The following is a 23,111-nucleotide window of genomic DNA, read 5'->3' as shown; positions in this document are numbered from 1 at the left end:
CACCGCGGCGAACTACTCGGCGCAGCGCTCGACCCTGGCCAAGAACCTTGGGCTTGGCCAGCAGCGCAAGAAGGCGGCTGCGAAGTCCGTTGAGCCTGCGGAGACGGTCTCCGACAAGCCGAAGCGAGCTGGCAGGCCGCGGAAGGCCAAGGAAGCTGCTAAGGTGTAGGGTACTTGCGGGTGACGGATCCTGCCCAACGCTCGCTGGAGGAGTATGGCGAGGATGACCGGCTGCGACAGATACCTCAAATCGGCTGTGCACCTATAGCCACACCCACGTCTGACTATCAACGCTGGCGAGCATCTGCGGCACAAGGGTCGTTATCGACCCAGGCCTAGCAAGCTAAATATCCGTTGTGGAAGCGCGCTAACTTGTGGAAGCCGGATCGGCTTAGGGTCGGCGTCATCCCGCTGCTCGCGGCTTGGATCTTCCTTTGCACATAGCTCATCGTATTGATCTAGAGCCGTTGTTAGCGCATTGGGATAACCAATCCCATAATCCTGCAGGACATGCAGGGCACCGGCCAGTGCTTCGGCTTCAATCCTGGAGACCGGGCGATCCACGGCACGGGCACGCACGACTTGGTTCGCTAACTCTCCGGTCAGTCGCAAAAGCTTGTCAGCTTGATCCGGAGCGATAACTCTCATTGCGTTTCTGCCTGCTAAATACCCGGAGAATGAGCGTCTGGTTGAGTACTCGGCGTCTACTGCCTGAACATGTTGCGCAGCGCTTGTTCGAGCCGGTCGACAAACTCGACCGCCAAGTCATGGCGCGCTTCGCGAACACCATTCTGACGCTTGCTTCGGGTTCTTACCTTGCCGTCCGAGCCGAGCGACAACGGCTGCTTACGGTCATCTCGACGTCGATCTTCGTCGTCCGACATACGCAACTCCTACACGCGTGATGACCAGTCAGTCTATTGAGCTAAACCCCGCCCGAAACTAGCGCGTCGACTATGCGCTTACTCTCAAGGTGTTCGCTGTAATCTCCTACTGTAGGCCCACGACGACGAACTTCCCGTTCTCGTCCAGCTGTGTGCCCCAGATCATGTGCGAGGCTTGATGCTCGCTCTGATCAAACTTCAGCGGCGTCCCAAGTCCCAGGTCGAAGCTCCCAAGCTCTTCCAGAGCGTCCGCCAGCGTGTCGCCATCGACCTTAGCTCCCGGCGTCGCCGCGATCCGCCGCGTCGCCTCGATCACGATCTTGGCGTTGATGTAGGCCTCCAGCGACACGTAGTCCGGTTGCTCGCCAGGAAAGTACTTGGCCAACAGGGACTTAAAGTTCAGCACTGCCTTCGAGTGGCCTCCCACCGCCGGTGCCACCTGCGTGATCAGTACGCCGGTGCCGAGGTTCGGCCCGGCCATGGCGAGTTCCTCGGCCAGTGCTGTGGCGCCCACCGCCGACACGTCGGTGTAGATCATCTGCGGATAGAACGGCCGGGTGAACTTGATGAACTCGGCCGCTGGCCGGTACAGCGCCGCCATGACGATCGCCTTGGGCTGAGGCCTGCGCGCCCGCAGCGCGGCGACCGCGCCCGCTACGTCGATCGTATTGCGCTTGTAGGTGAGCTTCAGAGGCGGCGGCTCGTAGCGCCCTTGGATCGTGCGCAGCGCCTTGACGACGCCATCGTAGCCAGCCTCTCCAAACGGGTCGTCCTGCGCGAACACCACGATCTCGCGCGGCTTGAGCCCACGCACGTTCACGAGGTAGCGGACGACGGCCTCCGTCTCCTCGGCGTAGCTCGGCCTGTAGTTGAAGACGTATCGGTCCGGCGGAACAGCGCGCACGAGGTTCGAGCCGGTGTAGGCACCGAAGAACAGCAGCTTGTGATCGAGCACCCACGGCAGCACGGCGGCGGCCGTGGGGGTGCCGAAATTGCCGATGAAGCCCACAACGCCGTCTTTCTCGGCCATGTGCTGCACGAGGGCGGGCGTGCGCGCCGGCTCATAGCCGTCGTCAGCCGTGACGAGCTTGAGACGGTAGGTGCCGATACCGCCGCCATCGTTAGCGGCGTTAAAGGCGGTCTCGATGCCGATTGCGAGTTGACGACCGAACTCTTTGTTGGCGCCGGAGAACGGAGCGATCAGGCCGAAGCGCACCTCGCTCTTCAGGGCTGAGGCGCGGCTGTAAGCCTCGCGATGATCAGCACCATTCTGATCAGGGGGTTGGGTTAAAGGCGCTGAGTTTGGCGATGGCGTCCGCGCCTGCGAGCTTGATGTGTCAGGTGCTGGAGCAAAACGTCCAGTTCCTGGTAGTGACGGCTGCGCGCCTGCTGGAGCGGCGGAGCAGATCGTGGCTACGAAGCCCAGCAGAAGCGAGGCGGAGAAGAGGCCAACTATTCCCACCATATCCTCTTCTCCAATGATTTATTGCCGAAGGGATTTGGGAGAACTGGCTACATGCTTTTTACGTAAGTAGATCCACGTGAGCAACGCTACCGTCGCGGCGAGGCCGCCGAGGATCGCGCCACCGAGGAGCAGCATAGGGTTCACATCGCAGGCCGATCTAGCTCCCAATGCAATTATATAGGCGATATCTGCACTATTATTAGGCACATTTGCCTCTTTCCAGAGATTTCAGTTCCGCACTTCCTAGATATTTATAGCAATGGCCGCGCTAATATTTAGGTTTCAGACATATACCGGCATATAGATCGTTTGGCTATCAGCAGGTGATGAAGATACATAAAATTCTAATTGACCAGGGTTCATCCACGGAAGGAACTGTAATGCTCGGGACGGGTTTTAGCTTGTTCAGAAATTCCGTTCTCACCATCTGCCATATTCTCGGTGCTTGGAGAGGCAAATTCCGGGACAGTACTTACACCACGGAGCGAGTTTTGACTTCGATATCCACGGCCCGTTTTGACGTAAGAGGACCTCTTTCGCGCCGAACGGATTAACAGCTTATTTGGCCGGTGAACTTGTAAGGATGAGGTTCTTGTTTTTTTATCGAAACATGTCACGTCAGAAAGCTGTTTGCCTCGGCAATTTAGAGCCTATCAGGTTGGCAAGATCAGCGCCTGTGAGGAACCGCTGGCATAAGATAGTCATCGGCTCTATCTCGATGATGGCCGGTTTCTGTTATTCTTGCCTTATAAACTATAGCTGTAAAGTAATGGGCGATTTTCGACAGGATCAGATCGATGTAGCGCGTGAATTATCTAGATATTTTCAGCCAAGGCTGAAAATCCAAAGCTTGGTGGGGCCATGGCCAGAACGAACCGTGGGTCAAGTGGAAGTGCGGGAGGCGAGCGGCGTACTGCGGTCTCAACCCTTCCAGGGGCTTGCCCCTCTTCCCGCAGATCGATGGACGCATGGACCGGCTCAGGACTAGCGTTTTGCTCGAATGGCGTCACCGCTGCGTACCCGGCAGTAACTTCAGCTTCTGGCGTCCGTTTCGCTACAAGAACCGCTCCGGCTGTGCCCGTTGCAGGCGTCGGCCCGCCGACTGTAACCGAACGGCCTGAGGCGCACCGCAGCAGCCGCGCTGAAGCCACGCGATCAGTGGCGGCTTGTGGGGCAGGCGGGAGAGGTCCATGATCCGGTACCTGCATCCATGCAGTTTCGTACAAGGATGCATCGTGGCGACCGCTCCAGGACTTTCTCGCCGGGCCGAGCGGATTGACCCCGGGGTCGCGGCAGGAGCCGATCCACAGATAAGCCGGATCGTCCAAAGCCCGCAGTTCCAGCAGCTCGTCGCCGAGCGCACCCGGTTCGGCTGGATCCTCACAATCCTGATGCTGGTGGTCTATTTCGGCTTCATCGGCCTGATCGCCTTCGACAAGTCTCTGCTCGCCATAAAGGTCGGGGGCACCGCCTCGCTCGGACTGTTCGCGGGCGTGTTCGTGATCCTGTTCGCCTTTGCGCTCACCGGCATCTACATCGCCCGGGCCAACACGCGCTTCGACGCGCTGAGCGATGAGCTTAGGCGGGATTTTGGCGGATAGCGCTCAGTAATTGCTCACAAGAACCCGCTCCCTGAGTGCCCTTTGAAAGCGTTGGCGCGGCGGATGTAGCCGACGATCGTTCGGGGGTCTCGATGCCCGGATTGATCCATGATCCGGGCGAGATCCGCCCCGCGCTCGGCAGCCGTGGTGATGTAGCCGGCCCGTAGGCTGTGAGCCCCGAAGGTCGAGGCATCGAGCCCCGCAGCCGTGCAGTACCGCTTGATGAGGTCGGCCACGGCCTGGGTCGTCAGGCGGGGCGGCTTACCGCTCCCCGGATCTGGGGACCGCACGTTCCCCGACCGTGAGATCGGCCGGAACACCGGCCCCTCGACGATGCCGGCCGCGTCGAGCCATTCGCGTACCAGGGCGGCCGGGCGAATGAAGCGCCCGTGTGGGATGGCCTTCTCAAGCCCCCTGCCCTCCTGATCGACCTTCGAGCGGCGCACCAGCACCCGTAGGCCTTCCGGGTCATCGCGCAGGTCCTACACGTCGAGCGCCACCAGTTCGGACCGGCGGAACGCGCCCACGAACCCCAGCGCCAGCAGCGCCCGATCGCGCTTGCCCGTCAGAGTGTTGAGCGTCCTCACCAGCAGCATCTGCAGCACGTCCACCGTGGCCGCGGCCTTCTGAGTCTGCGCCGTGCCGATCCGACGCCGGACCCCATTCCTCGTAGCGCGAACGTCCTCGTTGTCGGTCGGGTCAGGTGCCTTCGCCAGCTTGTGGCCGTAGGAGATCGCGGCCAGCCGCCGGCCGACAGTTGATGCGGCTCGGCTCGCCTCGGCCTAATGCGTCAAGAACGCCGCGACTGTCTCGGGTGTCCCCGGTAGGGAGCGAAACCCATACCGATCGCACCACGCCCGAAAGATTTGCACGTCGGACCGATAGGCGCGGACGGTAGAGGCCGCCTTGCTGGCCTGCTGATAAGCGCGGACGATCGCGGCGGCTTCCGCCGGTAGGCCGGGGCTATCGTGAAGATGGAGGATGACGGTCGGCTGGCTCACGTCGTAACTTTCGAGAAACCTTCATCGAAAGTTGCACGCTTGCAGGATCGGGAGTAAGACAACGAGCTAACTTGATAGCAAACAATTTAGACCACGAGCCTGCGATATGACTAGCTTCCGGGTGAGCAGGCTCTATTCGTCGGGGCAGGCGAACGCGGGCTTGAACGCCAATTCCAAGACGTAGGCCGGATGCCGGTCCCACAGCTCGGGATGCGCGGCGATGAACTGCTGCCCCACGGCAACCGCCTGCTCGGTTGAGGCGCCAGGGCTCGGACAGATCTCGCGTGATATCGACATGCGGTCGAACACGGCGATGATGTACCCGGTGCAGAAGTTGGCGCCGAGGAGGGTTCTGCTTTCCCGGCATGTCATGGCAAGCAAGGACGTCGTGACCGTGCTGAGCACGAACGGCTTTTCAGCGAAGGCCGGCGACGAGGACAGCGCCAGCGCGAGGACCGCCGATGGCGGCCCAATTTGCAGCTTGATAGCTCGCAAGCTCGGGAGCGAGATCACTTGCTATGCCGAGCCACAAAATCACGGATGGCTTCCTCGCATATCTCCTGAATGGTTCGCTCCTGCTCGGCGGCGATGACCTTGAGGCGCTTGCGTGTGGCCGGGTCGATCCGTGTCAGGATTTGCACCCGGGCGTCGGCCTTCGCCTTGACGGGTGCTGCTTCCGGCGAGGTAGGGCCCGCAGACGAGGCCGCCGGCTCGGCCGCCGCGGGCGGCTCGCTGATGACGTTGGCAGCCACGGCCGGCGGATCCTTCCGGGCGAACCGGCCGGCGAGGCTGTCGAGGGTAGGGCGGGGCGCCTTGCTCATCGTGCCTTCTTTTCTCGGGCGGCCAACGCCGTTTCGACTTCCTGCCAAAGCGCGGCAACCTCGGCCGCGGCCTTCCCGTCCGGTTCGTGCTCATTGACCGTCGAGCCGGTCAGGATGGCGTGAGACATCGCAACCCGGTTCGCCAGCGCGGTCGCCGCGACGGTCGCCCCCATACTCACCAAAGCGGCGCGCGCCTCCGTGACGATCGCCGGCTCGGCCGATCCGGTTCGAGCCGGGGCATGATTGATGACCGCGAGCGGCGCCTTGCCGACCCGCTGCGCGAGATCCAGCGTCGAGGCAACTGCAGCTAAGTCGAGCGGCCCCGGTCGTGTCGGTACGAGCACGAGATCGGCGGCGCGCATGGCGGCTAGGATGCTGTCCTCGGCGTGTGGTGGTGTGTCGATGATGATCCGTCCGAACCCCTCACGTCGGGCCGCCTCGACAAGCTCGGGCAACTCGCGCGCATCCGCTTCGATCAGCTTTGGATCATCCGGCCCGCGTAGCTGGTGCCACCATGCGAGCGAACGTTGCGGGTCCGTGTCGATCAGCAGGGCAGGGCTATTTGCTTGAGCTGCCAGAACCGACAGATGCATGCTCAGCGTGGTTTTGCCGACGCCGCCTTTTCTAGCTGTGACCGCGATCACCTGCACGTCTGCCCCCATCCGGTGCGATCAAGCTCGGCAGCAATCGAGCACGCGAGCAATCCTGTCAACGAGCCCGCGAGTCCGCCTGATGGCGAGATGCGGCGCTATCTTAATCCCGAGAACGCGGGATTTTAGGCTCTCATGATTCACAGTTCCCAAGCTTATGAGATTGCTTGCTATCAAAATCAAAAGCGGTCAAGCTGGCGTTGTATCCAGCCTTGGCCTATGTCGAGCGCACCAGCCGCGCTGCGGTCGGGATGTGGGAGGCAGAGCCAGCCGTGATGATATGGCCGCCCGGCGCTCTGCGGGCAGCCGCTGATCGGAGGGCTTGCCACATCTGTGGCAGTGCAGCCACAGCTCCCTTCAAACCAGAAGTGTCCGGATGAAACCGTGTTGCTGAGCGTAATAGTTCAGGCATGATCCTGCTCCAGCAAGCCTCCACGATTTGAGAGCCTGCCGGAGCACGCCACCAAGACGCGGGCCCAAACAACAACGAGCGGTTTGACCTGAAAAATCAGGCAGCGCCGCGGTTACGGGTCTCGAAGTTTTGGGGTTGCTGATGAAGTTCCTGAAGAGTTCCCTCCTTGGGTCCGCCGCCGCGTTCGCGGCAGTGGGCGCCGCGCACGCCGCCGACCTGCCGGTCAAGAAGGCCGTGCCGATCGAATACGTCCGCGTCTGTAGCGCCTACGGCGCCGGCTTCTTCTACATCCCCGGTACCGATACCTGCCTGCGCGTCTCGGGCCGCGCCCGGTTCGAGGGCGGTTACCAGACCAGCTATACCCGTCAGGCCGGCGCGGCTGGTGATACGTCGGGCTACCAGGGCCGACTGCGCATCAACCTCGATGCCCGCACCCAGACCGCCTACGGCACCCTGCGCGCCTTCGTGCGCCTCGATGCCGGTGCCCGTACCGGTTACTCCGGCGTCGGCACCTCCGGCACCCAGCAGCGTATCGGCCAGGCCTATGCCGGCATCGGCACCGACAGCTTCGGCCGCGACCAGCAGTACATGAACGTCGACAAGGCGTTCATCCAGTTCGCCGGGCTCACCGCCGGTCGCGCCTCTTCGTTCTTCGACTTCTACGCCCACGATTTCGAGTTCGCCGGCGCGACGGCCGGTTCGGACGTGTTCTCGACCAACCTGCTGGCCTACACCGCCACGGTCGGCAACGGCCTGTCGGCGACGATCTCGATCGAAGACCCGGTCTTCCGCCGCACCCCGATCTTCTCGCCGACCAACATCTCCGCGACGGTCAACACCGGCGCCGTTTCGAACTTCGGCGTGACCAACCAGCCGACCCCGGTCTTCGTCGGCCCCGGCCGTTTCGGTAACATCGACAGCATCGAGCGCTCGCGCCTGCCCGACTTCGTCGGCGTCGTGCGCCTCGATCAGGCCTGGGGCTCGGCCCAGCTCTCGGCCGCCACTCACGAGCTGAACGTCGGCAACCTGTCGACCGCCGCCAGCACCGGCACCGGTCCGATCGTCGCCCCTGCGCATACCCGCAACGTTCAAGGGTTCGCGGTCCAGGGCGGCCTGAAGATCAACACGCCGTTCATCGCCCCGGGCGACGCCCTGTACCTGCAGGGTGCCTACGGCGAGGGCGCGCAGCTCTACACCGGCTACTCCGCCTACACCGGCTCGTACACCCAGAGCACCACGACCATCCAGGGCCAGAAGTTCGCCCAGTACTTCTCGGATGCGACCATCAACCCGTTCACCGGCCAGCTGCAGACCTCGACGAGCTTCACGGCGGTCGCGTCGTACCTGCACTACTGGACGCCGGAATGGCGCTCGGCCTTCTTCGGCTCCTACGGCGAGCAGAGCTTCTCGCAGGGCGCGCGCCTCGCCCAGGGCGCGATCTACAACCTCGTGAGCGGCTTGGCCGGCAGCAACCCATTCGGCTCGAACGCCGTCGGCACGCCCGGTACCCGGTTCTTCAACTTGAGCCAGGCCCTGCGCGACACCTACCAGTTCGTGGCGGGTGGCAGCATCATCTGGTCGCCGGTCAAGGATCTCGATATCGGCGTCGAGGCGTTCTACACCCAGATCGGCCTGAAGAACGGCCGGGCGATCGACCTCGACAAGAGCCCGACCGCCTACGCCAACATCGCCGGCATCAACAACGGCACCTTCGCGGTCCGTACTGCCACGCAGGACTCGGTCTCGCAGGTCCGCTTCCGCGTCCAGCGCGACTTCTAGTTTCCCAGATCGAGACCGGTTGTTCCCAAAGCTTCCTGATCTCGATGTCCCCGTGCAAAGGGACCCAACTAGCCCGGCCGAAAGGCCGGGCTTTTTCGCATCCTATGGGGTGTACCTGGAACGGAGCTACTTTCCGCCGCCGCTGCCGGTCGAACCGACGCGGGACGGCTGGCCCTCATTGCCAGCAGCTGCGGAGTCGGTCGCGATACCGTCAGCGGCACGTCCGGTCGGCGAATAGGTCGCTGCCGGCGCATCGCCGGTTGAGCCAGGCTGCCGGGTCACGACGCCGGGGGCGCCGGGTGGTACTATGACTGTGGTACCCGTAGGCGTCTCAATGACTGCCTGCGCGAAGACGGGCGAAATGAAAACCGTAGAGATGACGGCAGCGAGGGCAAGCTTGTTCATGCTGGACTCCTGACGGAACATGTGCGGCAGGAAAATCCTGAAGCTTGCGGCAATTCATGTTGCGCGCGATCGATCCAGCAATGCTTTACGTCAACGTTATCTATGTGTGCCGGCGCACTCAAGTTACATTCGGAAACACGGGATTGGCGCTGCTATCTTTTCGTTGTAGGTGCGAAGCGTGGGGTTCTTATGAGGCCGGGCGAGCCATGATGATGTAGCCACCCGGCTGTCAGATGAGTTCAGTTCGTTTTCGCGCCGAGCTCGCCGAGGTGACGCTGTACGATGCGGTGGGTTTCACCGGCGAAAGCCTTGAGGTCTGGGTTTGTCCCAGCCTTGGCCTCCTTAGCGAAGGCGGCCCCGTCCGCGTCGTGAATGGCCTTCATATCCTTGACATAGGCGGAGTCGAAGGCCGCGCCCGACAAGCCTTTCATCCGGTCGAGCCGCCCCTGGAACTCGGTGTTGAGCGTGTCGGGGAGGGGGAGGCCAGCGCCGGTAGCGATGGACTTCAACTTGTCGCCCACGAGGCCATGGTCATGCGCTTCGGTGTTACCCTGGTCCTTGATGTCCTGACGCGCACCCTTGTCCTCGGCGAGCTTGCCTAACTCAACCTCGTACATCCCGCCCTGTGAGACCTTAGCGATGAAAGCCTTATCCTCATCGGAGACGGCCGCGGCTTGAGCGGCCACGAGCCCAGTCAACGACAGGGTTGCAGCAAGGAAGAGGCGAGCGGTCGGTCGGCTGTAGGGCATCGGATGAAACTCCTGTCGCTCGACGCAAACTCACCTGCCATCTGTATGATGCATCACGGTTTGCTGAGCCTGCGCGAGGGGCCAACAGTGCATTGACGTTGCCTAAGCGATCGAGATGCATCCGCAGGCCAAGAAACTCCTAGCCGAGGAGGCGACCAAGCCGGGCCTGCGCCGGACGATGGTGAAGACCGCCATCGTCATGGGCTTCCCGGTGCAGGGATGAACTCGGTCGACAGCGACCCCGTCCTTGACGCCGTCGAAGCGCTGCGGGCCGCCGGCATCGCCGTGGCGCCGGTCGGGGAGGAAATGGACCGGTGGCGTATCGGCGACCTGCTGTCCAGCGATGCGGAGCTTGTGAGGATCGCCATAAGCCGGGGGCTGATGGAGGAGTAGGATGCCCAACGAGGCGCCCAACCTGTTCGGTCCTGTGCTCCCGCTGCGCATCGTGCAGCTGGAGGAAGCCGTGAAGGTGATGGATGCGGGCGACCGGGTCGCGGCCTACATCTACGTCGCGGCCGGGCGGGAGCGGCAGGTCCAGACCAAGCGCCTATCGCCGGCAGAAGGGCTCGCTACGGCCAAGGCGATCGCCCGGGCGCTGACAGACGCGATCGCGCGTGGCTCGCCGTGACCTCCGAGCATGAGGCCTACATCCAAGCGCTGTCGGACGTGCGCTCCTGGCACCGCTGGCAGATCGGTCAGACGCTCGGCGACATGCGGACGGTCCTAGTGCACGAGTCCGCCATCGCTTGGCTCGACGTGCTGATCTCCACCAAGCGGCAGCACGCGGCCGAGGATCAGGCGGAGCGTCAGCTAGCCCGTGTTGCGAACTCCCAGACTGGAATGCCCCAGACCTGACCTGGCTTCGTCCGGTAGCCTGATCCCCGATCGAACACGATCCGAGTTGGCTCCACAGCCACGGCCTTGCTTCCCGAGATCATCAGCGCGCCGCAGAACTCGACTCGCAGCGTCCCGTGCTCCGGGTGGACGGCGAACAATTCCTGCGCTGTCCAGCCGAGCGAATGCGCCTCGGCACCGAGCCGGTCGCAGAAGTCGATAGCGGCCTCACGGATCGGGGCCCAGCGGGCCGGGGTAAGATACCGGCACGGCGAGGCGTGGGGCGAGATGTTCTCGATCGCGCCGTGCCAGATAGCGACGGGGTTCGGGATCAAGGTGGGAGCGAGGCTGGCTGACATCCGGCCGAGCTACGGCAAGAGCCACCGGCAGGCCATGCGGCCAGAAGCGGGATTGCTCGCCAGGAAGCGGCCGGCTCGGCCCCGCCGCCCGATCTGATCACGGGCTGGCGGGGCTCGGTGTCATTCCTCTCGGCCGGGGCCAAACAGCCGGGCGAGCCCAAACGATATGGCTGCCGAACCGATGGTGCAAACTTAGCAGTTGTCGGCGCCAGGCTTCACAGGCTGGCCCTCGGCAGCCTTCTTCGAGCCGTCATCCTTCATGGCCGGGCCGGTGTTGTTCATCGCGCCCTGCCGTTCGCTCCTCGTAGATAGGTTGGTGTGCCCCCACATGATAGACATGATCACCTTCAACCCGAACCCGCACACCCTGCGCGTGACGCCCTCTGCGAAGGAGCCCGGCCGGTTCGACTGGTCGATCACGCGCGATGGTGTCGTCGTGCGTCAGTCGGTTCGATCCTTCGGCTCGGAAGGCGCATCGGAGGCGAATGGCGACGTGGCCTTCCGAGACGTCACGTCCCGATGGCAGAACGCACGGTAAGTCTGACCTCAGAGCGCACGACCCAACTTGAGCGGTCTCTAGCGGTACCCAGCACGTGCTGCTTGATAGTGAAGACCGCCGTGATCATGGGCTTCCCGGTTGATAGATGAGCGAAGACGGCTCGCCCGGACGCCTGCACGCCAGGACGTAGCACAATGCGGTTCGCTGGGATCAGGGAACCACATCAAGGCCGTTCGCGAGCAGGGCCAATTACGATAACTGTTTAGGATAGGGGTGCTGCTTCCTCTGTGGTCACATGAAATCCGGTCAGATTATTGGCGCCAAAAGTGAGTGTCAGCGGTACATCCGCGGCATCGCGACCGTAGGAGATAAGGATCCGACCGATCCGCGAGCTGTTGTTGCGGGGGTCGAAGGTGTGCCAGCGGTCGCCGAGATACACTTCCATCCAGGCCGCGAAATCACCGGGCGCGTGCGGCAAAGGCAGACCGATGTCGCTCACATAGCCGTTGCAGTAGCGCGTTGGGATGTTCAGGCAGCGGCAGAACGTGATCGCCAGATGCGCGTAGTCGCGACAGACACCCCGCTGCTCTTCAAAGACGTCAAAGGCTGTCCGGGTCGCTCGTGCATGCTCGTATCCAAATGTAATCCGATCGTGGACGAAGTCGCAGACCGCCTGCACCCGAGCCCAGCCAGGCGTTACATGTCCAAATAGATCCCAGGCGATGGATGAGAGTCGATCGGTTTCGCAATAGCGGCTGCCGAGGAGAAACAGTAGGCAGTCTGAGGGCAGTTTCTCTACGGTAATCTCTTGAGCATCAAACTCCTGCATATCGCCGCTGCCGTGGTCCCGCACGATCGTGTCGGTCTTCAGCGTAAAGCCGCCGGCTGGTGCAACCATTCGATTGCACCAATTTCCAAAGCTGTCGCGATAGCCTTCTAAGGGAACCGAGGGACGCGTGATCAGATAGTCAGGCCGCTCAAGATCCGAGAAACGGGATGCGTGGACGTTGAGCGTCGCGATGACCGGGGTGGGTTGCGGGAACTCGTAGGTCATCTCGCAGCCGACAAGAATGCGCATGGGCTCCGTCCTGAAAGAGTGGCATCGAGATCAGCGTTGGTGCTGCTGACCCGCAAGCTTCAGACCGCACCAGGCTGTGAGACGGCGATTTCAGGCATAATGATAACGGCCGAAGGGAGCGCATGTGCACCGTCATGCAATAGGTTCGGCTTGCGCACCCTTCGTTGCGTCCCCATTCGCAGCGGCAAAAGCTATCTGCTTAGCGCCCCGGAAAGAAGCCTTTTAGGGGTCATAAAAATGGGGGGCTACCCAGGGGTGCCCCTATTTCCGAATAAAAAGGGGGTCGCTTTTTATGTGACGCCTCACGACGGATCTGTAGTGGGAAAAGTGGCTCCAGCGGTACGCAAAGTCTGAACTAAAGCGTTCAACTGCGCGATAGTGATCGTCGGCTCGCCTGGGGTGCCCTCGGCGCGTGCCACGACACCCAATGGTACCTTGGCACGTCCGGCTAATCTCGCAGGTGACCAGCCGATGGAGATCCGTGCGGCGAGAAGCTGCGGCCCAGTGATCATCTTCCTCGCTCCTCGCGCCGGATAGTGATCGCCTCGGCATAGGGCAGGTTCAGTATCCGCTGCCCGCGAGGCCGGCAGGGAGCACGTATGTCGGGTGAGTGGAACGGTTCACCTAGCGGTCGCTGAGCATCCCCCTACCCACGGCGAATTGGATGACCGCAGCCTCCGTCATGACGAAATCACCCATCTGCCAGTGCTGAAAGCCGTACTTGTCCAGATAGGGCGCCACTATGAGTCCGTCTGTACGTAGGGCTGCTACAGCCTCCAAGATGCCAGCAGGGCGGACGGGTTTGGACCTACTCGCCCGACGGCGCAGCCAAACGAAGATCCGCAAGCGCATGGCGGTGACCTTGACCGGCTGCGAGCCTCTAGCGACCGACGAGCGGGCTCTAGACTGCCAGGGCTGTGACTCGCCTCTGGAATAAAATGCACCTCAAACTCTGCCAGAGGAAGACGAGGGTGCGATGTCGCCGTTAAAGGGCTAAATCCAGTCAGCCCGGCTCGCCGAGGTGGGCAACTTTGTACGCCTTGCACGCTACCGGCAACGTGTTCTGCAACATTGTTCAGAACCACGGGCGGCAGATGGCGTGGCGGGATCATCGAGCAGCCGGAGCTAAATCGTCGCTGCGGTTCGAGTGAGACGTGCACGCGTGCCAAACAAACTCGGACTTGTCCTGGTTCGCCTTGCCGTAGCACCGGCCGATCTGATTGAGCCGCGAGTTCAGCCTGCCGCGGCGATCACACTCGGCCGCAGCAGAGGCGCTCGGAGAGTTGCGGCACGCTTCATCGGCTGCGGTGTAGGCCTTGATGAGCTGCTTTGCGGTCGGCTCGGCCGCCTGCGCCCCGCGGGCAGCGACGACGAGAGCGAGGGCGGCGAGTGCTATGCGCATCCCGGCAAGATAGCCGCCGGGATACCTGCGTCGAGCTATCAGAGTTTAAAGGGCCGGCCCTACGCTATGGCGGGCAACAGCGGGCAGGCATGAGAGGGCGCAGGGTCATTGGCCGTTGAGATACACGTGAGCCCGCACGCATCCTTCCCGGTAGCAGATCATTGGGCCGGCGGCTGTGTGCAGCCAGCAGGGACGCTGTGGCGGATTGCTCAAAGCTGCCTCTTTTTCGACAGCCCACTTGGTCACGAAGGCCGTGGTGCAGTCCCTGCTCGGCACGGCACGACCGTCAGTCGCCAGCGCTGCTGAGCTGATGGCAATGAGCAACGCAGGTGCAACGGCTACGTGGCGCATCCTGGCAGGATAGCCGCTGGGATGGCGGTGTCGAGGTAGAAGCCCCCAGGGCCACGCCTACGCGATGGCAGCCAACAGTGGCCAAGCATGATCCGGCGTCTTGTTCAAAGATGTGATGCCGGATGAGGATCGGACGGTGACGGAGTTGGCTGAGCGATGGACCCGGTAAATTCAACGTCGAGCTTCTCAATGGCCGAAACCATATGCTCCAGCCGTCCTGGCAAGCTGTGCATGTAGCTGTAGCCGCCGACTCCTGCGACGACGCCGATCGCGATGCCGAGCAACGCGATGCCATCCAGAACGAAGCTGCGGATCTTGAGCATGGCCACATCCCCCCAAGGTCGGCCTATACTCTTATCCTTAACGATCTCGCGGATGCAGCAGACAACCTGCTGAAGGGCCGAGCTTACGCGATGGCGGGCAACAGCGGGCAGGCGTGAGTAGAACTGCTAGAGGGATGCTTCGTGCGGCTGCAAGATGTTCACGGCCGTCGTCAAGCCATTGGCATCCATTATCACGAGAAGGTCGGATGCCGTCATCGCCGGCTTGTTTAAGCGCTGCCGCATTTCACGGACAGCGGCAACAGCTCGCCCAATGTCCAAAGCGATCGTGTCGGAGATGAACGCATCGGCACTCTTCGCTTCCAAGTTCAGTGGTTCCAGAAGCGAGGCCGGAAAGTGCTTCAGGTTGTCGGTGACGATGACCTGGGCTTGAGTTTTCAATGCAGCCGCGATGACGTGAGCATCGCCGGGATCGACACCTTCGCACATCGGCAGGTACCGTTCGTAGCCCGAGACCATGGCGTCCTCGAACGCCTTTTCCATGCCCGCACGTGCTTTTGAGCCTTTCTCGTCCGCGCTCGCATCACCCTTCTTAGCGAACATCCCCGAGATGGCGCGCTCGGTTTCAGTGAGGATCTCATCCGACCACCGCACGCGGAAGAACTCCCATTGCGCGAGGGTCAGGATGAGATTTCTCCGAAGGACGCCTGCGAGAACGCAGGCGTCAATTGTCGCAGTGAACCGGTTCGCGAACACGGGCTACAGCAACTCCCCATCCAGCGCGGCCAGTTCCGATAGAGCCTCGTTCCGGCGTTTGTCACGGGCTGCCTTGTAGGCAAAAAGATCCTCAGCCCTGATGCGGCGATGGCGCCCAACTGGGTCGAAGGGGATCTCCCCTTTTTTCAAAATCGAAATCAAAAACGGCCGAGACACGTTGAGAATATCGGCGGCCTGCTGCGTCGTCAGCATCTGGGACACGGGAACGAGCGTCACAGCATCGCCGCGCCCGATCGGGTGAAGCACCTCCATCAGAAGCTTGGAGACCGCGGGAGCCAGGGTGACGTCGACGACTTTTCCATCGTCATCCAATACGCGCAGGTTTGCTTCGCCAGACGCCTGAAGGGCCAGCAGGCTGCGTAGCTGGTTGGCTGTTTCACGCTCCAGATCGGACGGCAGGCGGCCTCCTAATCCCTTCGCGGAAGCAGGCATCGTCATGTCGGCTTCTCCTCTCACACACAAACACAGGGGGTATATTCGCAATAAACAAAACATTCGCAATATGCGAAACGACACGCAGCCTTTTTCGTTCTCGCTATCGTGTGGACGAGAGAGCCGACTGCTCCGCCCTCAGCGCTTCTTTCACGAGGCAGAGGATAGCTTGGTGGGCCCGGCAGGACTCGAACCTGCAACCAGACCGTTATGAGCGGTCGGCTCTAACTGTTGAGCTACAGGCACCTCGCCTTTCTCATCGATGAAGATGACGCCGGCGGCTTCAAGGTTGGTTGTCAGCCCTCCGGCGACGGCTCAGCGGCTGCTGCGCCAGCTTCTGGGCTCGGCCCAGCGTCCTGCACTCCATAGCTTTCGACCGCGTCGGCCCACGCGCGTGCAATTAGGCGAACTTGTTCGATCGCCTCGACCTTGGAGAACCGACCGGTGCTGGATCGCCGCTGGCCATCGTCGGACCAGTAGACGTAGCCCGTGCGACGCCCGTTGGCATCCTCGACGCAGACCGACTCTTCGAGGACGCAAATGTGGAGCGGCAGTTTGAGACCAAGGATCGACATCCTGGTGATATAGGGCAGCCTGCTACGGCCGCTTCGCCTTCAGCACCTCTTCACGAGGCGGGGGATGGGGTCAGCCCTATTGAGGCGCGAAGATCGTCACGTTGCTATTGAGCTGGTACGCGGCCGTCGGCTTCGTATTGACGAACCGTAGATAGATCGGGCTCTCGCCGAGGATCGCGCCGAACGCTGGCGTCACCTTGAGAGGGAAGCAGTGCGACAACGCAGCGGATGCTGCCTCCTCGTACTGCTGTTGCGCGTCACGATCGCCGACCAGCTGGCGTGCGGTGGTGAGCGGCTTGCCACGTATGGCCCCAGTCTTATCGAGGCCGAACCGGTACGCAATCAAGGAACCCTCTGTGCCGGGTGGCACCGTCCAGCATGCAGCCACCGCCCTGCGGAACTCGGCCCAGTTGTTCACGGGCGAAGCCTGGGAGCGCGCCGGCAGTGCCGCCATGATGGCCGGCAAGGAGAGCAGCAGTAGCGCAAACCGGCTTGCCATAAGCGCCTCTACCAAGATCCCTTCGCCTTCAGAGCTTCCTCGACGGGGCGGCGGATGGGGTCACCAGTGCTCCTCTTCCGAGGCGACGTTCCTAGATCCTTGATCCTGGAAGCTGTCGAAGCACTTCAGCGGCACACCGGTCCTGAACCGGTCGTACTTGCGGCCAACCTGATCGAGGTATGCTCCGTAGGCCATCCTGACGAGATGCCGCTCATGATCAGCCACGACGCGGAGGAGCCGAGCACGGAATAGTTCGTCAGGCTCCGGATTGCTCACTTCAGATAGCCCTTCGCCTTCAGGTTGTCGCTGAGAGGAATAGGCATGCTTAGCCTCTGCTGCGATTGTTCATCTGAACGAGCCGGATCAGCACCTCTTCAAAGCTCGGGTCTCTTTTCACGCCATCCACGACGGCCGCCGTCGCGATCAAGTCGCGTTGCATGTCGGCTTCTAATAGGGGCCACGCCAAGATCACGGCCGCTCCCAGTTGGGCCAAGGCGACGTTGTCCTGTTCGCCGTGCGTGTCGATAAGCGCACGATCTTGATCGGCCATGGAAGCCTCCTGCTTAGCGTCATGTATACGCCAACGGGAGGGAACGCGCGAGTGTGCGAGGCAGGAATGAGAGGCAATTCAAATGGGGCGAATTTTAAATTGAGGCAATGTCTGTTTTTGGACATGTAGTTCTTTGTATAGCTTCCTCGTCCGCAATCGCTCTATCAATTGCCTCAATTTCTGTCTGAACGTTCTGGATACTTTCCTGCTGATCCACCAATTTGCGGCGATCCATCACCATGTCCTCGCGCAGCCGTCGCAAGGCTTCAACCGAACTCAGCATGGATTGCTCCTATCAAGACAAGCAGTAGTGACCCTTCGCCGGCTTGGTTGATGCCGATGATGCCGGCGGCTTCCAGGCTCTCCTACTGGCGGGGCACAGGTGCTGGCGGTTGCGGCGACGACCCAGGCTGAGCTGGTGCTTGCGGGATCGTGTTGGCGGGTGCAGCTGGGGGATGGTTCGCCGTAGGGCCGAGAGATCCCTGATCGTTCTGCAGCGTCTGGTTCGCCTGTGTCTGGATCTGATCGGCCGTCTGCTGGCTGATCAGGCCGTATGAGACGGCCCCCGCCAGAGCGATGGCGATGACCGCCCCGATGATCGTTTTTGTGAGCTTGGGCGGCATCCGAGCATCCTTCCAGCGGCGACTGCGCGGACTCCAACGCCGATCCTGCCATCATGGGCCCAGATTAGTGGATCGTACTGTTGCTCGACGCAGCGAATGACGCGATGCCGTCCGCCTCAATCACAGCAGCGAAGGCTTCGAAGGCGTCCAGCTCGGTGGCAAAGCGTTCGTGCCACCGGGTGCAGCCGCCGTTCTGGTCGACAACTTCCAGCCGCCAAAGCTCCTGCGTTCCGGCAGTCCGGTAGATCTCAACCTCGACCCTGATCCCATCGCGGCTGAAATAGCCGGACAATCCCGAGTGCTCGAATTCGCAGTCGTCATCCATGCCGGTCGGCTTAGGAACGCTTAGCCTTCAAGGCTTCATCGACGAGGCGACGGATGGCTTCCGCCAACAGTTCAAGGGCTAGTAATCCCCAGGCGCTCGGCTGGGGCACAGCGCTTTGAAGATCGTGATGTTGACCGGGTAGCCGCTCGCCATCGAACCGTCAGCCACCTCGCCCGAAGGCAGGCTGATGACGGCGTACTTCGCCATGCTGTCTTTGTCCCGGGATGGGCCAGCAAAGCGGTAGCGGCCACCCTGAAAGTCCGTGAACTCGCCACGCGGGCAGTTGGCCGTCACTTGATCATTTAGCGGCACTGCAAGCTCCTGGCGGATGAAGTCGGCCGTGACCTTCCCGATGTACTCCCGGCAGAAGGCAATGGCATTCTGGCGGGTGTGTTTCGTTCGGATGATAGCGTGATCCGTGTCGATGCCGCTCATCGAAACTACATCAACTTCCATGCCGGCGCGCGAGCCATAGCCGATCGTGCCCGATGCAAGAGCCGGCACAGCCAAGGCGATTGCGCCGACTGCCAGCGCACCACTCCGAACCCCGATCATTTCAGATAGCCCTTCGCTTTCAGGTGCTCGGTCGTACGATCTGACCGCCTTAACGCCTATCCTTTCCGCTCCCGGAACCGGATCCCGGCCCCGCCGCCGTTCTCGGGGATGAATTCCAGGCCAGCGGCCTCAAACGCCCGGCGCATGGCTGCGATCGTTGGCCCGTGAGCCGATAGAGCACCAGGCGTTGCCTCAAGCCGCTTGATCGTCGGCAGCGAGACGCCAGACGCCTCGGCCAGATCCTTTTGCTCCCATCGCAGCAGCGCGCGCCCCGCACGTACCATCTCGCTACTGAGCATCAACCCGCCTCAATAGGATGCCCCAGAGATAAAAATGATACCTGGGGTATTTAAAGTGCTCCGAGGCCCGTATGATACTCCAGGTATCGAATACGAGCAAGGCTCCCCCGATGCCCCACCGCACCGTCTCCTGGATCCTGCCATGGCGCGGCCGGGGCAACGTCATCGCGGCGGCTGGCGTGGCGCTCCTCGACTTTTTGGAGCGCGCTTGATGCCAGGACCGCTCAGAGCGGCGAGCGGAAATCAGCCACTCACCTCTTGTTGGCAACGATCGACGTCATGCTTGCGAACCCGTTCATCCTCGAAGCCGGCCTATGAGCTGGCCGGATCGTAGAGGGCGGTGTGGTTCGGGGTGCTCAGTTAGGCAGTTGCGCGACCGCCTTCGCCTGGCGCGCCCCCATACCCTCCTTTATGACCGTGCGCGATCAGCCATCGCGAAGATGAAGCCGGGCAAGTGCACCCGGTAGCGAAACCGTGATGACCGGCAATCCTACAGTCTGGCTTGAATGATGCAAGGGTGCAATCACTGTAGCTGAAGTCGGCATTTAATTTGGCCGAATAAAGTCTATGGACATTTATATTTCGATTGAGAAGCGGTTCGTTGCTTACAGGCACCCCACACGCCCGATCCGCTCGGTGAGCCCGAATGATTGTTTTGGCAGTCATCAAGGAGCAAGTACGGTTTTTGCGGAAACGCTTTTACGGCGGATCGCATGCGCGGCGCTCCGCCCCGCCGCTATCGACAACCGAGAATGGCACGGGGAGAGCGTCTCCGGGGTCGAGACCTTTCAGGATCCCGCAAGCCACGATCCCGTCCTCTCCACACAGTGAATTGGCCGAGGCTTCCCATCAGCAGCAGATGGCAGACCTACGGATGACTGGCGCTTTGGATATCCTCCTCGTCGGCGACTCGCTCGCCGAACATTGGCCGGTCGATGCCTGGCATTCGTGGAAGACGTATAGCTTGGGCGTCGGCGGGGATTTGACCCAGCATGTCCTGTGGCGCCTGGATCGAACCAATTGGTGCTCTTGTCAGCCGAAGCGCATTCTAATCGTCGTGGGAACCAATAATCTGCTGTTCGGCGAAAGCGAGGCTGACGTCGCCGCCGGCATCGAAGCGATCGCAGGCAGACTCGCCGCCGTCCATCCGGTCGCCGAACTGTTCGTCCTCCTGCCCCCGCCGTTCGGCGCCGATCTGCGGCGCGGTGATGAAGAGCGGCAGGCGTTGAAGGCGCGCCTTATCGTATGGTGCGGGCACCGACTGATCGATGCAGACACGACTTTGTTGGCTGTAGGCCGGCTATCGAACCCGAACTATCAGCCGGATCTCGTGCACTTTACAGCCCGTGGATACGAAATACTTACCGGCGTAGTACAAGCCGTCTTCGACCAAGCCAGTTGAGTTCAGAACTGCAACTGATCCGCCTGCCCGGGGTATCTTCTCGAAGATCGGCAGCGTGATCGGCTCTCCGCCATCGTCGCGGTCCAGATCCACCACCGTGTGGATGAAAGCATATGCTGAGCGGGAAACTCTTCCCTGCTGTGAAAGCTGGCGTTCACGAGCGCCGCGATGTCGAGGCTGTGCCCGCTGGCGAAGCGGTAGGACCCTGCTGCTGGATCCCGCAGATAGAGGTCAATCGCAGCTACGATCTCCTGGCTGGTGATGATGCCCGCCTTGCGCAGGTCCGCGAGGGTCGAGGGTCCAGCCGGCATGGTCGCGCTGATCATTCCCTGACGTTGACTTAACCGTGCCGCCCGGCCGACATGGGCTGTTCCGGCCGGCCCGCCTTGGCGAGTCGAGAGCCGGCAATTCAGGAGACCATCGCCGCGAGATAGACCCTGAAAAGCCAACAGCCCCTTCCCGGCAAGGAAGAGGCTGCTGAAAACCGAGGGCCTGTGAGGCCGGCGTAACTACCCCTCACAAGCCATGAGACCCCCCGGGGTGTCAAGACGGAACCTGTTTCCGTCAACGGGAAGGCTTTGCCTGGACCCTAGCCGCGGCCCGTGAGGGACCGGGATCGATGTTTCACGCCACCATGCGGTCGGCGATCGAGGGCGCACGGACACTGGCGCAGCTCGACGACCTGTCGCGCACCATCTGGCAGGCCCACGCCGCCGAGACCGTCACCGACACCGAGGCGCAGGGCCTCGCCGAGACGCTGCACACCCGCAGGGCTGCGATCCGCGAGACCGTGGTGCCCGTCGGCATCCCGCTCGGCCGCGTGACCCTGTTCCCGCCCAAGCGCCTCCAGCGGGCTCCTGAGCGATCCTTGGCCATCGAGCGCCGCCGTAGGCTCGCTTGTTCCGGTCCGATGCCGCCCGCTCTCGCCAGTCGGTTCACCACCGGGCAGCTCGCGGTCCTGCGGATCGTCGGGGACGAGATGGCCCGCAACGGCGCCTGCGGGCTGTGCATCGACGCCATTGCAGCGCGGGCAGGCGTGTGCCGGCGACTCGCCCAGGCCGCGATCCGACTGGCCGAGGGCGACGGGCTGCTGACCATTCAGGAGCGCCGCCACCAGGGTCGGAAGTCCGACCCGAACGTCGTGCGCATCATCAGCCGGGAGTGGCTGCAGTGGCTCAGGCGAGGAGGGCGGTCCGCGGCCCCGGCACTACTCGGCAGCATAGGGTGCAGAACGCTGCATCCCACGGATAGGGGAGATCCACAGAGGCAGGTTGTGGACACGGAACCGAAGAAGAGCTGCCGAGGGGCAGCGGGCGACCTTGACCGATCAGGCCGCGCAAGAATCCACGCGGGTGGTGGAGGTGGCCGAGTCATGCGGTGACGGTCTGCGGCTGATCGGTATGACGAACGGCGCTGGGATTTAGGCGAGGTTCGTCGGCTATCGCGCGACGCTTCATCTCAAAATATTTGAGTGTTCTGCATCATCGGTGTGCACCGGCGGGATTTTAATCGTGTTCGGCTTGCACCGATTCTAGATCATCTCGGTCTTGAACTGTTTCGCGCTAGAACCAGTTCTGAAAGGATGTTGCAGCGTGGTCCCATCTTCGTAGGCGACCTGAAGCCTGTTGGTGTGGCCCGACCCCTCGCGGTCGTTAGGCCTGGCAGCCGCGTGGCAGCTTGGGCCACGATCTCGGTCTCCTGCCTCTCCACCCTCGCGGTTTTTGCCGCAGGCGCAGTGTGGTTTGTTCCTCGCAGCGATTGGGCTTTCGCGGTCTCCGGACAGCCTGCGGCACCGATGGTATCCGCCGAAGCTCCGCCTCCAGCTACTTTCCCAGCATGGGTAGAAGTCCCGCACTTGACAGGGCCTCTGTCGCATGCGGACGATCCAGGCACCTTCACCGTCGCCGACGGGCCCCGCAGCTTCCTGGATCCGAACCCTACGGAGACGTCAGAGCAGACGGCCTTTCTGCCGCCGCGCGCTAATCCGCGCTTGCCGCTGATGGGTCGCGCGCCACTGGATGCGGCACGCCTCCCGCACGAACAGCCGTCCGTTTGGAACGAGCGTACCGACCACCGGGAGGTCGTGATGTCGGTCCCACAGTCCGCAGTAGCCACGCTCGAACCGGACGCAGAGCAGCCGTCGCAGCCTCGCGTCGAGGTGAGGCCGACGCAAACCCTCCCGGCAAGCCCGACCTCTGCGCCGATCCTGCCGCCTGGACCAGCGCCAGTGCGACATCCGACCGAAACGGTCATTCGACCCGCACCGCCGAACACCGCCGCGATCCCGCCTGCGCGCGTGGCGACGCTCAGCCCAGATCCTACGCAAGAGGTGGTGGATCGAGCCGGCCCGATCGCGACGCCTAGCGACGCGCAGGGCGTGGTCGCGCCGATCCTAAACCCAGGTCCCGCCAGGCACGCACGGTCGCTCAGAAGGCTACGGGCGGCAACCATGATCTCCCGGGCACCGGCGCCCCACCGCTCTGCCGATCGGACCACGAGCATC

29 protein-coding genes, 1 tRNA gene and 1 pseudogene are annotated in these 23,111 nt (G+C 62.3%); 9 read left to right on the top strand and 22 right to left on the bottom strand.

The genetic code is table 11. The features are described from left to right. Positions 1 to 169: pseudogene (locus OXS49_RS11965) on the top strand (MucR family transcriptional regulator); the annotation flags it as partial. A 535-nt stretch (positions 170 to 704) separates the two neighbouring features. Here OXS49_RS11965 and OXS49_RS11960 read toward each other — a convergent pair. Both OXS49_RS11960 and OXS49_RS11955 read right to left on the bottom strand, forming a co-directional pair. Continuing rightward, positions 705 to 884: a hypothetical protein gene (locus tag OXS49_RS11960; RefSeq protein WP_243984456.1), complete on the bottom strand. Its 180-nt coding sequence runs from the start codon at positions 882 to 884 to the stop codon at positions 705 to 707. Between the two features lie 106 nt (positions 885 to 990). Beyond that, entirely contained in the window at positions 991 to 2,349 is a 1,359-nt protein-coding gene (locus tag OXS49_RS11955) for an ABC transporter substrate-binding protein (protein ID WP_267424354.1), read from the bottom strand. A 1,274-nt stretch (positions 2,350 to 3,623) separates the two neighbouring features. Between OXS49_RS11955 and OXS49_RS11950 the strand changes: the two genes are divergently transcribed. Next, the gene (locus OXS49_RS11950) at positions 3,624 to 3,950 is read left to right on the top strand and encodes a DUF485 domain-containing protein (protein WP_267424356.1); all 327 of its coding nucleotides are present in this window, start codon (positions 3,624 to 3,626) and stop codon (positions 3,948 to 3,950) included. Positions 3,951 to 3,964: 14 nt separating this feature from the next. Here OXS49_RS11950 and OXS49_RS11945 read toward each other — a convergent pair whose 3' ends face one another. The 4 genes from OXS49_RS11945 to OXS49_RS11930 form a co-directional block, all read right to left on the bottom strand. Continuing rightward, positions 3,965 to 4,402: a tyrosine-type recombinase/integrase gene (locus tag OXS49_RS11945; protein ID WP_267424353.1), complete on the bottom strand. Its 438-nt coding sequence runs from the start codon at positions 4,400 to 4,402 to the stop codon at positions 3,965 to 3,967. 681 nt (positions 4,403 to 5,083) lie between these two features. Beyond that, entirely contained in the window at positions 5,084 to 5,464 is a 381-nt protein-coding gene (locus OXS49_RS33620; RefSeq protein ID WP_267424352.1) for a Rap1a/Tai family immunity protein, read from the bottom strand. After that, positions 5,461 to 5,772: a ribbon-helix-helix domain-containing protein gene (locus tag OXS49_RS11935; protein ID WP_267424351.1), complete on the bottom strand. Its 312-nt coding sequence runs from the start codon at positions 5,770 to 5,772 to the stop codon at positions 5,461 to 5,463. The genes OXS49_RS33620 and OXS49_RS11935 overlap by 4 nt, the downstream gene beginning before the upstream one ends. Beyond that, a complete protein-coding gene (locus OXS49_RS11930; protein ID WP_267424350.1) occupies positions 5,769 to 6,422 on the bottom strand; it encodes a ParA family protein in 654 nt (217 codons plus the stop codon). Before OXS49_RS11930 ends, OXS49_RS11935 begins: the two co-directional genes overlap by 4 nt. 553 nt (positions 6,423 to 6,975) lie before the next feature. On the opposite strand from OXS49_RS11930, the gene OXS49_RS11925 reads away from it, so the two are divergent. Beyond that, the gene (locus OXS49_RS11925) at positions 6,976 to 8,613 is read left to right on the top strand and encodes a porin (RefSeq protein WP_267424349.1); all 1,638 of its coding nucleotides are present in this window, start codon (positions 6,976 to 6,978) and stop codon (positions 8,611 to 8,613) included. A 126-nt stretch (positions 8,614 to 8,739) separates the two neighbouring features. Here the strand turns inward: OXS49_RS11925 and OXS49_RS11920 are convergent, their stop codons facing one another. Both OXS49_RS11920 and OXS49_RS11915 read right to left on the bottom strand, forming a co-directional pair. Beyond that, the gene (locus tag OXS49_RS11920) at positions 8,740 to 9,018 is read right to left on the bottom strand and encodes a hypothetical protein (RefSeq protein WP_267424348.1); all 279 of its coding nucleotides are present in this window, start codon (positions 9,016 to 9,018) and stop codon (positions 8,740 to 8,742) included. Positions 9,019 to 9,257: 239 nt separating this feature from the next. Next, a complete protein-coding gene (locus OXS49_RS11915) occupies positions 9,258 to 9,767 on the bottom strand; it encodes a DUF4142 domain-containing protein (RefSeq protein WP_267424347.1) in 510 nt (169 codons plus the stop codon). A 219-nt stretch (positions 9,768 to 9,986) separates the two neighbouring features. Between OXS49_RS11915 and OXS49_RS11910 the strand changes: the two genes are divergently transcribed. The 3 genes from OXS49_RS11910 to OXS49_RS11900 are packed head-to-tail and all read left to right on the top strand — an operon-like array spanning position 9,987 to position 10,622. Next, positions 9,987 to 10,160 carry a hypothetical protein gene (locus tag OXS49_RS11910; RefSeq protein ID WP_267424345.1) on the top strand — a complete coding sequence of 58 codons (174 nt, stop codon included), beginning with the start codon at positions 9,987 to 9,989 and terminating at the stop codon, positions 10,158 to 10,160. A 1-nt stretch (position 10,161) separates the two neighbouring features. Next, the gene (locus OXS49_RS11905; RefSeq protein WP_267424343.1) at positions 10,162 to 10,395 is read left to right on the top strand and encodes a hypothetical protein; all 234 of its coding nucleotides are present in this window, start codon (positions 10,162 to 10,164) and stop codon (positions 10,393 to 10,395) included. Beyond that, the gene (locus OXS49_RS11900; RefSeq protein WP_267424341.1) at positions 10,392 to 10,622 is read left to right on the top strand and encodes a hypothetical protein; all 231 of its coding nucleotides are present in this window, start codon (positions 10,392 to 10,394) and stop codon (positions 10,620 to 10,622) included. The genes OXS49_RS11905 and OXS49_RS11900 overlap by 4 nt, the downstream gene beginning before the upstream one ends. On the opposite strand, the gene OXS49_RS11895 is transcribed toward OXS49_RS11900, so the two are convergent. Next, positions 10,574 to 10,960 (bottom strand): hypothetical protein, encoded by a 387-nt coding sequence (locus OXS49_RS11895; RefSeq protein WP_267424339.1) that lies wholly within the window; start codon positions 10,958 to 10,960, stop codon positions 10,574 to 10,576. The genes OXS49_RS11900 and OXS49_RS11895 overlap by 49 nt on opposite strands. 328 nt (positions 10,961 to 11,288) lie before the next feature. On the opposite strand from OXS49_RS11895, the gene OXS49_RS11890 reads away from it, so the two are divergent. After that, a complete protein-coding gene (locus tag OXS49_RS11890) occupies positions 11,289 to 11,498 on the top strand; it encodes a hypothetical protein (RefSeq protein WP_267424337.1) in 210 nt (69 codons plus the stop codon). 223 nt (positions 11,499 to 11,721) lie between these two features. Here OXS49_RS11890 and OXS49_RS11885 read toward each other — a convergent pair whose 3' ends face one another. From OXS49_RS11885 to OXS49_RS11835, 12 genes are all read right to left on the bottom strand, one after another. Beyond that, complete coding sequence (locus OXS49_RS11885; RefSeq protein WP_267424336.1) at positions 11,722 to 12,537, bottom strand: transglutaminase family protein; 816 nt, start codon at positions 12,535 to 12,537, stop codon at positions 11,722 to 11,724. A 1,857-nt stretch (positions 12,538 to 14,394) separates the two neighbouring features. Then, positions 14,395 to 14,613, bottom strand: coding sequence for a hypothetical protein (locus OXS49_RS11880; RefSeq protein ID WP_267424334.1), 219 nt, complete (start codon positions 14,611 to 14,613; stop codon positions 14,395 to 14,397). Positions 14,614 to 14,739: 126 nt separating this feature from the next. Continuing rightward, the gene (locus OXS49_RS11875) at positions 14,740 to 15,327 is read right to left on the bottom strand and encodes a PIN domain-containing protein (protein ID WP_267424332.1); all 588 of its coding nucleotides are present in this window, start codon (positions 15,325 to 15,327) and stop codon (positions 14,740 to 14,742) included. Between the two features lie 3 nt (positions 15,328 to 15,330). Continuing rightward, entirely contained in the window at positions 15,331 to 15,786 is a 456-nt protein-coding gene (locus OXS49_RS11870; RefSeq protein ID WP_267424331.1) for a helix-turn-helix domain-containing protein, read from the bottom strand. Positions 15,787 to 15,950: 164 nt separating this feature from the next. After that, a tRNA-Ile gene (locus tag OXS49_RS11865) sits at positions 15,951 to 16,026 on the bottom strand. A 405-nt stretch (positions 16,027 to 16,431) separates the two neighbouring features. After that, entirely contained in the window at positions 16,432 to 16,854 is a 423-nt protein-coding gene (locus OXS49_RS11860) for a hypothetical protein (RefSeq protein WP_267424329.1), read from the bottom strand. Positions 16,855 to 16,914: 60 nt separating this feature from the next. Then, entirely contained in the window at positions 16,915 to 17,049 is a 135-nt protein-coding gene (locus OXS49_RS11855; RefSeq protein WP_267424327.1) for a hypothetical protein, read from the bottom strand. Positions 17,050 to 17,179: 130 nt separating this feature from the next. Next, entirely contained in the window at positions 17,180 to 17,404 is a 225-nt protein-coding gene (locus OXS49_RS11850; protein ID WP_267424325.1) for a hypothetical protein, read from the bottom strand. Between the two features lie 94 nt (positions 17,405 to 17,498). Then, a complete protein-coding gene (locus OXS49_RS11845) occupies positions 17,499 to 17,687 on the bottom strand; it encodes a hypothetical protein (RefSeq protein ID WP_267424323.1) in 189 nt (62 codons plus the stop codon). Between the two features lie 82 nt (positions 17,688 to 17,769). Continuing rightward, the gene (locus OXS49_RS33615) at positions 17,770 to 18,027 is read right to left on the bottom strand and encodes a hypothetical protein (RefSeq protein ID WP_346016942.1); all 258 of its coding nucleotides are present in this window, start codon (positions 18,025 to 18,027) and stop codon (positions 17,770 to 17,772) included. Positions 18,028 to 18,091: 64 nt separating this feature from the next. Further along, on the bottom strand, positions 18,092 to 18,352 hold the full coding sequence (locus OXS49_RS11840) for a hypothetical protein (protein WP_267424322.1): 261 nt from the start codon (positions 18,350 to 18,352) through the stop codon (positions 18,092 to 18,094). A gap of 78 nt (positions 18,353 to 18,430) precedes the next feature. Beyond that, positions 18,431 to 18,907 (bottom strand): hypothetical protein, encoded by a 477-nt coding sequence (locus tag OXS49_RS11835; RefSeq protein WP_267424321.1) that lies wholly within the window; start codon positions 18,905 to 18,907, stop codon positions 18,431 to 18,433. 1,185 nt (positions 18,908 to 20,092) lie between these two features. Here OXS49_RS11835 and OXS49_RS11825 point away from each other — a divergent pair. Further along, positions 20,093 to 20,608, top strand: coding sequence for a GDSL-type esterase/lipase family protein (locus OXS49_RS11825; protein WP_267424318.1), 516 nt, complete (start codon positions 20,093 to 20,095; stop codon positions 20,606 to 20,608). Positions 20,609 to 20,610: 2 nt separating this feature from the next. On the opposite strand, the gene OXS49_RS11820 is transcribed toward OXS49_RS11825, so the two are convergent. After that, the gene (locus OXS49_RS11820; protein ID WP_267424316.1) at positions 20,611 to 20,934 is read right to left on the bottom strand and encodes a hypothetical protein; all 324 of its coding nucleotides are present in this window, start codon (positions 20,932 to 20,934) and stop codon (positions 20,611 to 20,613) included. A gap of 293 nt (positions 20,935 to 21,227) precedes the next feature. Here OXS49_RS11820 and OXS49_RS11815 point away from each other — a divergent pair, with 293 nt between their 5' ends. Beyond that, positions 21,228 to 21,989, top strand: coding sequence for a hypothetical protein (locus OXS49_RS11815; protein WP_267424315.1), 762 nt, complete (start codon positions 21,228 to 21,230; stop codon positions 21,987 to 21,989). Positions 21,990 to 23,111: the final 1,122 nt, after the last annotated feature.

The sequence above is a fragment of the Methylobacterium sp. GC_Met_2 genome, assembly GCF_026540795.1.
GTDB lineage: Bacteria > Pseudomonadota > Alphaproteobacteria > Rhizobiales > Beijerinckiaceae > Methylobacterium.
The sequence above is the reverse complement of the archived record's forward strand: the minus strand, read 5'-3'. Positions and strand labels throughout refer to the sequence as shown.